Source organism: Terriglobia bacterium (assembly GCA_032252755.1).
In the GTDB taxonomy this organism is placed as follows: domain Bacteria; phylum Acidobacteriota; class Terriglobia; order Terriglobales; family Acidobacteriaceae; genus JAVUPY01.
On the sequence record JAVUPY010000093.1, the window covers coordinates 27,375 to 40,682 of the forward strand.

General features: G+C 54.5%; 10 protein-coding genes. 1 reads left to right on the forward strand and 9 read right to left on the reverse strand.

The genetic code is table 11. From position 1 onward, the window contains the following. The first annotated feature begins 74 nt into the window (after positions 1 to 74). Complete coding sequence (locus ROO76_22810) at positions 75 to 1,739, forward strand: hypothetical protein (GenBank protein MDT8071001.1); 1,665 nt, start codon at positions 75 to 77, stop codon at positions 1,737 to 1,739. Here the strand turns inward: ROO76_22810 and ROO76_22815 are convergent. From ROO76_22815 to ROO76_22855, 9 genes are all read right to left on the reverse strand, one after another. After that, positions 1,732 to 3,255 carry a lipopolysaccharide biosynthesis protein gene (locus tag ROO76_22815; protein MDT8071002.1) on the reverse strand — a complete coding sequence of 508 codons (1,524 nt, stop codon included), beginning with the start codon at positions 3,253 to 3,255 and terminating at the stop codon, positions 1,732 to 1,734. The genes ROO76_22810 and ROO76_22815 overlap by 8 nt on opposite strands. 162 nt (positions 3,256 to 3,417) lie before the next feature. Beyond that, complete coding sequence (locus ROO76_22820; GenBank protein ID MDT8071003.1) at positions 3,418 to 4,455, reverse strand: glycosyltransferase; 1,038 nt, start codon at positions 4,453 to 4,455, stop codon at positions 3,418 to 3,420. A 335-nt stretch (positions 4,456 to 4,790) separates the two neighbouring features. Then, the gene (locus tag ROO76_22825; GenBank protein ID MDT8071004.1) at positions 4,791 to 6,047 is read right to left on the reverse strand and encodes an O-antigen ligase family protein; all 1,257 of its coding nucleotides are present in this window, start codon (positions 6,045 to 6,047) and stop codon (positions 4,791 to 4,793) included. 288 nt (positions 6,048 to 6,335) lie between these two features. Further along, positions 6,336 to 8,159, reverse strand: a complete 1,824-nt coding sequence (locus ROO76_22830; protein MDT8071005.1) for an asparagine synthase-related protein — start codon at positions 8,157 to 8,159, stop codon at positions 6,336 to 6,338. Positions 8,160 to 8,169: 10 nt separating this feature from the next. Further along, on the reverse strand, positions 8,170 to 9,027 hold the full coding sequence (locus ROO76_22835) for a hypothetical protein (GenBank protein ID MDT8071006.1): 858 nt from the start codon (positions 9,025 to 9,027) through the stop codon (positions 8,170 to 8,172). Between the two features lie 242 nt (positions 9,028 to 9,269). Further along, positions 9,270 to 10,400, reverse strand: coding sequence for a Gfo/Idh/MocA family oxidoreductase (locus ROO76_22840; protein MDT8071007.1), 1,131 nt, complete (start codon positions 10,398 to 10,400; stop codon positions 9,270 to 9,272). Then, complete coding sequence (locus tag ROO76_22845; GenBank protein MDT8071008.1) at positions 10,393 to 11,460, reverse strand: NAD(P)-dependent oxidoreductase; 1,068 nt, start codon at positions 11,458 to 11,460, stop codon at positions 10,393 to 10,395. The genes ROO76_22840 and ROO76_22845 overlap by 8 nt, the downstream gene beginning before the upstream one ends. Before the next feature lie 10 nt (positions 11,461 to 11,470). Then, the gene (locus ROO76_22850; protein ID MDT8071009.1) at positions 11,471 to 12,388 is read right to left on the reverse strand and encodes a glycosyltransferase family 2 protein; all 918 of its coding nucleotides are present in this window, start codon (positions 12,386 to 12,388) and stop codon (positions 11,471 to 11,473) included. A gap of 48 nt (positions 12,389 to 12,436) precedes the next feature. Then, positions 12,437 to 13,240: a ChbG/HpnK family deacetylase gene (locus tag ROO76_22855; GenBank protein MDT8071010.1), complete on the reverse strand. Its 804-nt coding sequence runs from the start codon at positions 13,238 to 13,240 to the stop codon at positions 12,437 to 12,439. Positions 13,241 to 13,308: the final 68 nt, after the last annotated feature.

Genomic DNA, 13,308 nt, shown 5'->3' on the forward strand with positions numbered 1-13,308 from the left:
CCCACTTACGAACAGTGTCTCATCGCAATCGGCCAATGGGATTAGACTAATTTGTTGGTTGAGGATTTCCCCCGATGAAAGATATGGGTCCACATTGCCATCCGAAAATTGAAGATCAAGAAGTTCTCGTTGAACGTGGAGAGTCTGGAATGACTCACGAGAGATACCTTGGAAGTTCGGTGCAGCGTCACCGGTCGTTTGTTCTGCCCTCATTTCTGTTGCTGAGCTTGATTGTTGTAGCCCTTCAAGCACGGGCAACTACGTACACGGTCAAGGCTGCGGGCGGAGGCAGCTATACCACCATCTCGGGATGTGCGGCGGTGGCAGTAGCTGGGGACACGTGCTTGGTCTATGCGGGTTCTTATGCTGGATGGACACAGCCCAACAGCGGCTCTGCTGGGAAACTAATCACCTTCCAGGCAAACTCGGGAGATACAGTGAACATCACGGGCGGTGTAACTATTTCTGGCCGCAGTTACATTCGCATCACAGGTTTCCACTTTACCGGCGGGGGCGTCACCGGGAACAATGCAAGCACCCATAATCAGATTGACCACAATACCTTCGTTACGACCGGATTCAATATCTCTTCTGGTCAAGGCAGCGGGGGTTCCGACAATATCATCAGCTATAACACCGTGACATTTGCCTCTAGTTCTAATAACAGTCGCGGCTTCAATGTCTACGGGGATCGTAATTTATTGGAACACAATGAGGTGAGTGGTGGTGGGGGCGATTGTTTTAATGTCGGTGGAAGCAACGTGGTCGTCCGAAATAACTATTGCCACGATCAGAACGGCGCCACTAGCGGCGAACACATCGACTTCGTACAGGTGATAGGTGGCACTGCGCCTACACTGCAATACTCGCTAATCGAAAACAATATCGAGCAGAACTGCATTAACGATGCGGGGAACTGTCATTTTTTGATGATACGCGCCAGCGGTGGACAGGTTGCAGATACCCTGATCGCTCGTCACAATTTTGTTTACAGTCTGGACGGCTCCTTTGGCGGGATTGGCTATCATGCCGATGGCACTGCCACGGTTCCCAACGCCCACGTTTACCACAACACCGTAGCCACCGAAGCTAAACTGGGCAGTGGAAGTACTGGCCCGTGCGCTAATTTCGATTCTGGCTATGGTGTGGCCCTCAACAACATCTGTTACAACACCGCTGCTGGACCTTATACGCCAATCTATTTTGGTCAGGGTGGACTCAGCAACGGGAATATTGCCTACACGGACGGATACTCCGGTTATTGGAACTCGCCATACTCCACAGAAGCCACTTACAATACCCTGAAAAACCAGAATCCCGATTTTGCTAACTATCCCACCGATGCGAGTTTACAGACTGGCTCTCCCGCGATTGAAGCAGGGGTCGCACTTACTACTGTTTCGAGCGGGTGCGGGTCATCTTCCCTGGTCGTTACTGATGCACGCTTCTTCCAGCCGGGCTGGGGACCGGACAACGCCAAAGTACAAGCAGACCGTGTTCGCGTCGGATCATCAGCAACGGCCCAGATCACCAGCATCAATTACTCAACCAGCACGCTTACCTTGGCGAGTTCTATATCGTGTTCAGCGGGAGACCCGGTGTGGCTCTATTCGAACTCCACCGGAACCCAAGTGCTCTCCGGGGCGGCTCCAAATATCGGCTCGAGCTTCGGTTCGGGATCATCGGGTTCGGGTTCGTCTCCGGCCCCCCCGCTGGGTCTTGCGGCCACTGTCAACTGACATTGACCCCACCTCCTGACGCCGGTAGCCTCGCCAGAGTTGGTCGGTGCGGAGTTCCAGGAAGCAACTCCCGCACGAGACCGGCGACTTGAAACAGTGGGTCGCATCCTTTGTGCAGCAGGATGACAGCGCCGATATAAAAAATGGCATACCCGAGAGACTTGACTATGACCAACACCAGAGCTTCCGCAGCGCTTCTCGCGACTGTCGAGGTCGGCATACCCCGCATTATTGCAACGCATGCGAGGCCCGCGAGGATGGAGGCGATAACATACCTCCAGACGGCGGCGATCAAAGACGAAACGCCAAACCCTATTGGCCGCCCAGCGTACCAAAAGGCTGGAATCGTAAGTGTCCAATAGGACACGCTCCAGGCCACCGCGATGCCTTCTGGCCCCCAGGGCAACGCAATAACAAACAACAAAGCCGTCACAGCCGATTCGACTAGTGTCCAGCGAAGCCAGCGCCCCGGCTTCCCGATCGAAAGATGCATCCAGCCAACAGTACTATAGAGCAGCATGATCCCGATTCCCGGTCCGAATAACTCGAAGATCCTTGCGGATTCCGACCAGTTTGGTCCAAGCACTAGGCGAACCAGGTCCTTGCCGACCAAAGTGAGATCCGCGCCTACTGCCATGCCAACGAAGGCGACGAGCCCAAGAGAATTGGCGAGGTGTCGCTTGAAGCGAACCGGGTCCTGAGTCAGCCGGCTCAGAGCCGCCAAGGCGACATTGTGGAGAGGCGCAGTAAGCTGGCTGGCCGAAAGCGCGAACAAGTCATAAGCCTTTTTGTAGAACCCAAGTGCCGCCGCGTTGAATTGCCAGCCGACCAGAAGATTGTCAAAATTCCTCGCAAAATAGTTCGCGCTGAACCTACCATAGACGTTTGCGGCGAATCTCAACATCGCACGCGTGCCCACTCCACGCCGGGGCAAGCTCGGAATCCATCGGCAGAGCCACCAGGCTCCAAGTGTTGTGCTGATCCCCTGCGCGACGATTCCCGCCACCAGCGCCCAATATCCCCATCCTTTCAGAGCCAAAAGGATTGACACAAAGGTGTTCACAGCACGGCCAACAACGTCATTGGCAGACACGGTCGCGAATCGCATTGCTCGCTTCAAAAGAGCCAGGTGTATGGTGGAGGCTGCAGTAATGAAGATCGCCACCGACAGTGCTACCGCGACATGCGCAACAAGTGGATTTCGGTAGAATCGTGCTAGTAGAGACCCTGAGGCGGCAAACCCGACGGCCAAGATCAATCCCACCACGGAGTTGATCCAGAAAAGATTACTAGCCTGAAACCGATCGATCTCCTCGCGTTGGATGACAACCTCGTTAAAGCCGTTTAGACCGAAGCTCATGAGGAGTAGGCTGAAGGTGGTGACCATAGCCACGACGCCGAAATCGTTGGACGTCAGCAGGCGGGCCAAGATCACGGTACCGACCACCTGTGCGGCGAGCGCCAGCGCCGCAGCGGATAACGTCGCGGCCGCACCTTGAACGGCGAGGCGTCGCAATTCGCTGCTTTCAGTCCTAGTACGAAACGCACCACTCGCGTCGAAAGGAATCATTCTTAATGTTTTATGTCGTATCAGAGTCGTCTCTTAGGGTGCAGCCGCGGGAGCCGAGCAGACGCCGCGTACGCCGTCGCGACCGCGTGCTGGCTAACTTTTTTGGCATCAGCTCGCATTGTGCAGGCGCAGGATCTTCGGCGGCGAAAGATCTGGTTTCGGACCCCGCCGCATAGCCCAATTAAGAACCTGACTTGTACGCTGAGCCTTCGCATCCCAAGTTAGACATTCACGAGCATACGACTTGCCTTCTTGTCGTAAGCGGTCAAGAAGGTCCCGGTCCTGAGCCAGACTGGCTAGAATCTTTTGTATCTGAGCCGTCATCTCGCCTTCATTTGTGAGAGGCACTTTATACCCCACCTTGGGATGGACGATATCTCCAGGCCCGCCGAAGTCTACGACCACAGGTACGGCGCCGGTCGCGAGAGCTTCGAACACAACCCCTGCGCCGTTGTCGCGAAGGGAGGGAAACACAAACACATGCGCACATCGCATCCGACTGAGGACGTCCTCATGACGGATCCAGCCACAGAAGGAGACGGCCTTCTCAATCCCAAGGGATTGTGCAAGTTGTTCAAGGCGGCTTCGCTCCGGTCCGTCGCCGATGACTGTAAAGTGGGCCACATCGCTCCGTAATAGTGGGGCGGCAGCGCGCAGCGCGAGATCACAAGCCTTTCGGGGAACCAGGCCACCAACAAAAATCAGTTCGAGTTTGGATTCGGGCGCAGTACTGCGCGAATCAGAGGAACAGACGGAGCTATCGATGCCCGGCTCTGGAACAAAGAACAGCTTGTCGCGATACGCAGAAAACTCGGCACACGTTTGAGAGGAAGCGGCTATGATGGCCGCCGCGTGACGATAAGTAGACCGGGCAAAAGGGAGGAACTTGTATGCGCTCCTCAGCCCTGCGATCCATTCCCTTTGTCTGTCGAGTTGGGTGAAACCGGTCGGCCAGGGTAAGCCGCCATTGAGCGGCCCGATCACAAACGGTATTGGCCCCTTGCGCAGGAAGAAAGCGAAAGGACTGGGCAACACCGGTGACATCGGAACCAAGCGCAGTACGACATCGAACTCGCCGGCAAAGATGCGGTGCCGCAGTTGTCGCCAAGCTTGCCATTCAAAGGCAATGGAGAAGGGGTAGCTCAACGCGGTCCTCAACTGACTGTCGTAGTTGGACCTGCAGATTCTTCGGAAACACCAATCAAAGGAGCGGTCGAGCCGAGGAGTTCGGACGATCTCGATGGCGCGAAAAGGAGCCTTGCTGCGGCGGAGAGCGCCCTCGACGGTCTCTCTAGCAACCAACGTGACGTCATGCAGTCGGGCGAGCGCCGCCGCATGGGAATACGTGACAAAAGGAATGCAGACTTTCTCGGGATTGCAGTCCGGCCCTAACAGCAGAACACGTAAGCGATTCACGGTTTCTTCCTGCGCATTTCGCCCCGATATCCGCACGAAAGCGTGGCACGGAGCGATGTGATGATCTATCTGGCCGTTCGGTATGTGACTGGACTGAGTGCCGACTCGGTCGCTGGCTCTTCGCTGGTATTAGTTTTATAAGCCAGCCGGGTTGGCCGGGTGCATCTGAAAAGCGCGGCTTGGGAGCCGCCCACAATGACGAGGAGCAGAAAAACCCAGGAGATGGTCAACGTCCTGAAGGCAGCTTCCGAAAAGGCATAGAAGAGCGTGCAAAGAAAAAAACCAAGAAATAATGAAGCCCTTCCCGGGTTTCGCCGAATGCCGGAAACGACCCTCTTATACCCAGTCGCCAGCAAAAGAGCGATGAAGCAGATCCCTGCCCATCCTAAATTCAAATAGAGCTCGAGGTAGCCGTTGTGTGCTTCATTCATGTAGAAATTGGGCATGGCCGTCCACATTTGCTTCAGTCGTGGCCCAAGCCAGAAGCTTTCGAACCCCGTTCCGACCAACGGGTTCGTGTGCAGGCCCAGGACCAAGCGCCAGATTTCCGTCCTTCCGTGAATTGTCGGGTCCTTCCCCAAGGCCCCGATCATGCTGCCCCCAGGATCGAAAAAGAGGGCGGTTATGGCTATGCCAAGCACCACGATAACGGACGCGTGCACAACAACAGGTCCCCGCGAACGGCGGCTTGCTAACCACATCACTCCCCCGGCCGCGACAAGGCCAGTTATAGAAGTCATGGACTGACATTGGCCGAGTAGCCAGATGATCATGATGACGATCATTCCGTGGGCCAGAAGGCGGCGATGTCGACTGGGATCCTGCCGCTCGCGATAAACGGACAGCATCATCCACAGAAAGAAGACCCCATACACCATACAGTCCAAGCCGAGTGCGTTCTTCTGGGTAGCTACACCGGTTGGTTCGAGGGTCCAGCTCTGCGTTAGGATCCGTCCGACGCCGGGATAGCACGCGATGAACAAGACCGACAAGGGGAAGATGAGGAAACCCACTCGGGTGACGACACGTTTCAGGGCTCCCAACGGGTCCGATTCGGTCAGGATGATAAGGACAATTCCCAGATCGCCGAGTGCTTTGACCCATCGCTTGAGGGCGACGAAAGGGTAGTCCGACCAGACAATGCTCACCGCACAAAACGAAAAATACAACAAGATCAAGCCATTCTTCCGTAGCAATAAACCTACCCTGCCACTTCTTGCGATGAGCACGACCAGAGCCGCCACCAACAGAAAGGTGAACACCCACATGTCAATCGGGCTTCCGTCTTCATAGGACTTGGCTACGGCGTCTCCCTTGGTCATCGGGTGTAATCTAAGCCACGCAGAAACTCCTCGCGAGCTGATCACGAACAACCATGCTGTCGGAATCCAAAGGGCTTTAAACACCTGCGAGTCCCCGTGCCGGTTGAGGTAGAAAAGACCGGGGATACTGATTGCACAAAGGATGGTAGCGACTATGCGATACGGGTGCATGGATATAGTGAACAGGTCACTAGGGGCCGGCTATAGATCAGCGACGAGCGATGAGTCACGAAGAAACGGTAACTTGGCATGAACGGCTACATCCTGCCGTTTCTGCCATCCCGTCCCTCAATGTCCATCGATAAAAAGGCGGTGCAGCAATTCCACCGAAAGCACTCTGTGAATCTCGTTGGTGTAGTTCCGGTCTCCTTTGATGTGATGCTGCACCATTGCTTCGAGCACACTCTTTTGCCAGTAGGGGCGGGAGAGAGTTCGCGGATCAAGCAGGATTTCGCGAATGTAACCGGATAGAGCGTCCCGGTACCAGACGCGGAAATGGTAATACTTGTGACGGCCGAGGAAAAGACGCTCAAGATGAAAGGGGAAGAATGCGTGATCCATCTTGGCCACCCATTGGGGCATGCCGTTGTCATATGCATACTCCGCTTTAAAAGTGAACGCGTGAAAGCGGCGCATAATGGCGCCAAGAAGCGCCTCGTACTCCCCTCCAACTCCCATGTCTGTCCGTATTTTCCGCAGGGTGGAATTTCCATCGGCGATCAACCGAAGGCGAAGGTCATTATTTTGGATGGCGACCTTCGGGGCTCGAAAGCAGGTCCTAACCAAATCATTATCCAGAAACGGAGAGCGCAAAGTGAGCTGCGTCTGCTCTAGCGCCAGAAGACCGTAATGGTGCCACGGTGCCTGGCGGAAGGCCGCAAACGACAGGGGATGCGTGTTCACGACTCTGTCGTATGCTGTATGCGCGACTCGAATTTGAGCGATCAGCTCAGGGTGGAATACGTCCACCGTTGGCATTGTGGGCTTAAACGCACGAAAGCGGCGAATGATCTGGTCCCCGTAATTTCCCGTCATCCTGACTGGGGCGATGCCACGCGCTTCTTGGCACATATGAAGCACCGGCGAACAACTCACGTCCGCGCAGCCGTCCGTCAGGTACACCGTCCGCTCCGCGAAATGCGGAAACCGAGAAAGAAACTCCCCGTCCGCCCGGATCACTTCATGACGCTGCCCGCAAAGGCGAGCAACCTGCCGCCCCACCGACACATCGCGGCATTCGCGGTATGGGCCGCCAAAGGTGTAGCAGGGGAGCGTGTCTTGCCGCGGCCTGCGCCAAGCCATGATGGCACGCGTGTCCAGTCCCCCGGTTAGCGACATCCCCACACGCTGCCGGCCGTTGAAGTACCTGGACAGATTTTGTGAGAAAACTTCGCGCAGTTGCAGATAGAATTCTTCGGGCTCCAGCGGAGCTTGTTCTTCCCACACTTTCGGTTCGAAGTAAACCGCTTTTTGTTCGATCGAACCATTTCGAAAGTTCCAGGTGGAAGCAGGGGGCAACACGTAAATGCCTTCGAATAATGCTCGGTTCTCCAAAACGCAACCAAGGGCGACAAACTCGCCCAGGCATTCGGGATCGACCCTCCGCAACTCAGGGCGAAGGGCGAGAATTGCTTTAGCTTCTGCGGCAAAATAGAACGTATTCTTCGACTCGTGGTAGTAAAGCCGGTGCATTCCGAACCGATCGTTGAAAAGTAGCGCTGTACTGTTTGCCCGGTCCAAAATGAGTCCATGGAACCACCCGTTTAAGCCTGCGGGAAAGGACGAGTCTTCTTCGTAAAGATGCACGAGATAAGACGGACCTTCTTCGCTGACCGAATGGCCGCGCTCCTTCAGCCTGGCGACCGTTCCCAGTTCTGGGTGGTCTTCCCCGGAAAAAATCAGGACCGCGGTGCCTGTCTCATTGCTCACAGGCATGCCGTCTGAAAACGAACCCTTCCGAGCCACCCATCCAACGTACACGCCCAATGATTCGTCGCACCACACTCCGGTGGTATAGAACGGTTCATGCCGGAGTGTCTCCAACATCGCGAGCAGTTGCCGCTCCGCCTCGTCGCGTCTTAACTTTGTAATAAGTCCAACAATTCCCGGCATAGACTTGACCCTAGAACGCGTCCGATATCGATCCATATTTCCTGACGTACCACGCCGCGCGTAAATCTCGGAGTTTGGCAGCCAAGGATTCGGGGATACGCTGCGTCAGACGATGGTGCAATCCCATGCGGAGCGCCAGCCAGCCCAGAGATGTCAAGGGAACGTGATAGCGCGGAACGTCGACACGGTTGAAGGCGTTGCGCTCCTTGAAGTCGCTTAGACTATCGTGCTGCTTCTTTCCATAAGCAAACCTGGAATACACAAGAAACTGAATGCCACGGCTGGCGCAAGCCCGAACTGCGTGTGCTACCAAGGCGTTCTGCGGAGCTTTGTCGCGGTGACGGACCATCGAGACAATATTCATGAGACCCGCCTGCGTGCCAGTCTCATCCACCACAATCTTGGCGAATCCAATAAGCTGTTCGGCGTAATAGGCGCCGATGAAAATGCTACTGTCGAGAAATGTAGCTTCGTCGCGATGTACCGTCTCTATGCTTTTGCCGTAGTGGGGGAATCGACGTCTCTGCCGAATTGGGCACTCGTTGTAGATTTTCCAGATTCCCTTGATCAGTGCTTCGTCGAAAGGCGCCTCGCGTAAGGAGACTCCTTTCTTTTCCGCTTGCCTGGCCTTGTTCCGGGCTTTGAAGCCGATTTGCTGACCCCACCAATTCTCGAAGGTAGAAATCGGCAAGACGGCATAGTTGTCCCACTCTATCGGATACGGGTAAATGGGCTTCGTTTCGGGAAGCCTCTGAGCGAACGAGAAGAGGTCCACTCGGGTCCCACACTGCCGCAAACCATCTACCACCGCCGCTGGATCCTCGAGGAAGCAGTACCCGTCCCCATGAGGCCGAGCGAGGTGCAGCAATCGCCCCTCAATTCTTATTTCCCGATCACAAATCTTAATAATTTTGCGCACGATCGTTTGATCCGCTACTCGGCGCCAGAATTCTCATATAAATCCGGGGCGATTCTGTTCAGAAGTGCGCGTGTCAGACCATTCACAGAAAAGCGGCGGGGAGGGAAGTGGCTCGTAACTCTGGATGAGGCAAGCCAATCATGTCCAGCGAATGCCTAGTTCGCTCCAAAGCGAACCCTTTTCCTTGAGGCTCACCTCGTCAAGAAAGAAGTCATGGAATCCTCGAGCCGCACTGCGCCCATGGATCGTCTCATGTCTAACTGACGGAATATCTCATCCATGATTTGGGCAGTCAGAAGAATTTCACGATACGGAATCGGTTCTGGAGTATCCTCCAGGATTGACCTGTAGAATGATTCGATCAAATACTTCATGCCCGACTTCATATGGAAGTCGCGCACCAGAAAAGTTCGCAGGTTCGTGCGAAGATTTCCGAGGTACTGCCTGGCAAAGTTAATTGGAGGAATAAATTTCTCAGCGTAGCTCGTATACCTCTTCCCACGAAGCCTGATAAGGATCTCCTGATCCTGATCCAGAATCAGACCATTCTTCTCGCCATAAATCCGGAACTGATGGAGAGCCGGCCGCATCTGCGAAGAAAAAGTAAAATACGCCGTGGCGCGTTCTTCATCAGAGATGATCACTCTGAGTTCATCGATGATTTCGCGTTCACCCTTGCTCCTCAGAGCCGGGCTCGTAAAACCATGGGCGATTACCTCAGGAGAGTCACTTGACAGAAACTCTGCAATTCTAGCGATACCATGACTGATGATGTTGTGTAACAGCTTTCCTGGAAGCCTTCGCACCCAGTGCTGTTTATCGTCGAGTAGAGCCCTTGCGTAGCCTGATCCACCAAATTCATAACAGTAACAGCTCTCCATGTGCACCGGTCCGCCGCCCAGATAGCCTTGCTGTACAAGAGCCCTCATGCGCCGCGCTACGTGGCGGAATTGATCATCATGACCGGCGGTTATCTTCAGACCTTTTCTCGTGGCCAGTCCAATAAGGGTGCGAGCGTCATCGAGGCAAAGCGCAAATGGCTTCTCGACGTAAACATGACATCCTGCTTCCATGGACTTCTTGGCAATGGCAAAATGGCTCTGCGGTGGCGTGCAGACGTGTATGACATCAGGCTGAGCATGGCTGAGCATCTGCGTCAAATCGCTAAAATATGCTTTGACCGGGAACCTCTCGGAAAGTTGCCGCGCCATGAGCGACTCCCGATCACAGACGCCCACAATTTCACATCCCTTGATCCTCTGGATCTGCGAGCAGTGATCGTCAGCAATCTTGCCGCATCCTACGATGCCTACTTTAAGCATTCCGAACCCCGTTAAGACAGGCATTAAAGTAGATTGTTAGTCCTTCGGAGGTAGACACTTTTGGTTTCCAACCGATGCCCTTGAGCTTGGCGTTGCTGTAATGAGTCTTGCTCCAATTGGCGTACCATCTGTGCCGGTTGAAGAGGGGTGGCAACTGCCCCATCGACCATGCCGAATAGCGCTCCCACCCATAGCAGAGTGCGTAGCTCAAGAAATGTGGAACATAAACCGACTTGAACCGTTTTACGTTGCGCTTGTAGAGGCGCAGGAATTGTCGGCTGGAAGGGAGATTGTCGTCTACGATATTGAAAACCTCCCCCTGCGTATCGGTCTTTAGACCTACAAGCGCAATTGCATCCGCGCAGTTGTCAACGTAAGTCAGAGGTATTGCATTTGATCCTCCGAGGTGCAAGAACAGCCCAAAGGTGCCGATTCCAACCCGGGCATGGATCGCTTCGTTGCCCGGGCCGTAAACAACTCCAGGCCTGACCGTGACGCACGGAATACCAAACTGCTTACTGTACTCGGCGACGATCTCATCCTGTCTAACTTTTGCGAAGCAGTAAGCGTCCCCGCGAATCGCAGGGTGCGTTTCCACCGGGCACGATTCGTCTAGCATCCGTCCCTGCGGTTTCTTGTTGTTGGTGTAGACCGCAAAGGAACTGACATTGACAAACCGCTTCAAGCACTGGTGCTGCATGCATGCTTCAAGTAGATTCCGCGTGGTAACAACCGTGTTCATGAATGCATCGGGAAACGACTTTTCGCCTCGGCCGGCTGCAAGATGAAAAATGACTGCCACATCCCTGGTGGCGGTAATGCAGTCCTCGCGCGACAGCAGATTGCCGGTCATCACCTCAACATTACCGATCCCCGCGAATGCAGAGAGGCTCTGAATCCGCGCCGCTACACTGGATGGCCGCGCAAAGCAACGGATCTTGCGAAATCCGCGATCGAACAAGTTCGCAACAAGCCTGGATCCAATGAAGCCAGTTGCCCCTGTTACGAGGATTCGATCGTTCCGCCCGACGATAGAGTCGCACGGCGTTGTTCCCGCCATATGTCTACACCTAATCGGTAATCAACTGACTTCTAATCGGCTTGATGCCAACGAAAGTCAAGAGACTTGCTAGGTGGTCACAGAGTCTTATCAGGAGGTACATGAATCTGTGGTGACCAAACCCTATGGAAAATGGAATGGCAATTGCATAAATCGGCACGGCTATGAGAGCCTTAGCGACTTTGCGCCCTCGGGACGTCGGATGTTGCATCCGAATTGTCCCGCGGAGTAACGCTCTCTTTAACATGAAAGTGCGAGTCCAACGTATGGGAGGAACGACCTCGTACGCAACTGCCTCGTTGCACCAGATGAATACGTGTCCTTTTGCAATCATTCTTCGGAAAAAATCTTGGTCGCCTGCCCGGTGGAACTCTGGGCTGAAGGGCACCTCCTCATCCTCGAGGATCTGTCTCCTCAGCAACACGTTCCCCGTCCTTCCTTTAGTCCAGTCAATCACGAACCCTGTCGGATAAGTAGGCCGCTCGTAGAATTTCCCCTTGATAACCCATCGTGGCGGCTTCTCGTCGAAGTGGCACTTGACAGGTCCGAGCACGCCGTCGACGCCGTATTTAAGGTATGCTTCGAACAAGGTCAACAGCCAGCGGTCCGCGGGAAACTCGTCATCGTCGATGAACGCAATAAAATCGCCGGTGGCATTTGCGATGGCCCTGTTTCGCGTCAGGGAGATGTTCTGCCGAGGCTCCACGCAGTACATGATCGGGATCTCGGACGTCGCAGCGATTTCCGACACCACGCTCTCGGCGGATCGCGAACCATCATTATCGGCAACCACGACCGAATGTGTGAACAGCCCGTCCGTTTCCTGCTTTATAACCTCATGTAACAGCCGTTGGAGTAGTTTGGGTCGTCGGAAAGTGCAAATACACACACTGATGTGATTTCGGCCCATATCCATGATTTTCTCCATAGCAGGCGCCGTACTGCCCTACGCTAGACGAAAATCGACCTGGCTAACTCAGAATGCGAACCCACGGGCGATACGAACATCTTCTGCCAAACTGCAAATTTCACGGCTAGATAAGAACTGGTATTCGACGGGATTGGCAGGGTGTGTCTCTACTTCCACCACAAACTGCTGCGCTAAGCAGAAGATTCTCTGCAAACGCCTGCGCGGACTGAGTGGAGCTAGCGAAAAGAAGAAATCAGTGAGACGATGCCTTCGCGTCAAGATCCGGTCAACGACCCGACGATAGAGACGGTTGGCGAAGCACTTTTCCCCGGCCTCGAAAGAAAAGTTTCGCCGAACTACTGTCAGGGGCGGTAGCAATCGCCCCGCGAGAACGTTTGCACAAAGGTGCATGTGATGATGACCGTCCAACCGGTTGGGCATTCTTCCATAAAGCCGACAGAACTCTTCGAGCTGCGCCGAAACCGCATATTCGAACGAGCGCATCAGCGTTGGGTGAAAAAGAGCTTGGGCTAGACGATAGCGCCAAAGACACCGGGCGATTCTTTGCTGATGCTGGACGAGCTGGGCGGAGCAGTTCGCCGCCGAGAACGCGGTAGTAAAGTTCAAATGCAGGCCAGCGTCAATTTCTCGCTCCCTAGCGATCGCCGCAGCACGTTCGGAATCCTGCATGAAAACCATTGCACTGACTGAAGAGACACTTCCCTGAGCCACACAGCTTAGGATTCGAGTGGTTGTCTCTTGGTCCCGGCCCCAATCATCGGCATCAATAATGAGTTTCCCGGATCGCAAAGCAGTCTTATTTCCGAAAGGCCTCTCGGCTGGTAATGCCAATGTAGCCTCGTTCTTCACGGTAACTGCGATCCTCCTGAATGGCTTCGGCTGTGCTCGAGGAATTACAAGCTTCCTTCGCACTGCCA

What these genes read in the sequence shown, in the direction of transcription:
- ROO76_22850 (MDT8071009.1), bottom strand. Translation starts at nt 12,388, where the DNA reads ATGGAGAAAATCATGGATATGGGCCGAAATCACATCAGTGTGTGTATT.
- ROO76_22845 (MDT8071008.1), bottom strand. Translation starts at nt 11,460, where the DNA reads ATGGCGGGAACAACGCCGTGCGACTCTATCGTCGGGCGGAACGATCGA.
- ROO76_22830 (MDT8071005.1), bottom strand. Translation starts at nt 8,159, where the DNA reads ATGCCGGGAATTGTTGGACTTATTACAAAGTTAAGACGCGACGAGGCG.
- ROO76_22825 (MDT8071004.1), bottom strand. Translation starts at nt 6,047, where the DNA reads ATGACCAAGGGAGACGCCGTAGCCAAGTCCTATGAAGACGGAAGCCCG.
- ROO76_22810 (MDT8071001.1), top strand. Translation starts at nt 75, where the DNA reads ATGAAAGATATGGGTCCACATTGCCATCCGAAAATTGAAGATCAAGAA.
- ROO76_22840 (MDT8071007.1), bottom strand. Translation starts at nt 10,400, where the DNA reads ATGCTTAAAGTAGGCATCGTAGGATGCGGCAAGATTGCTGACGATCAC.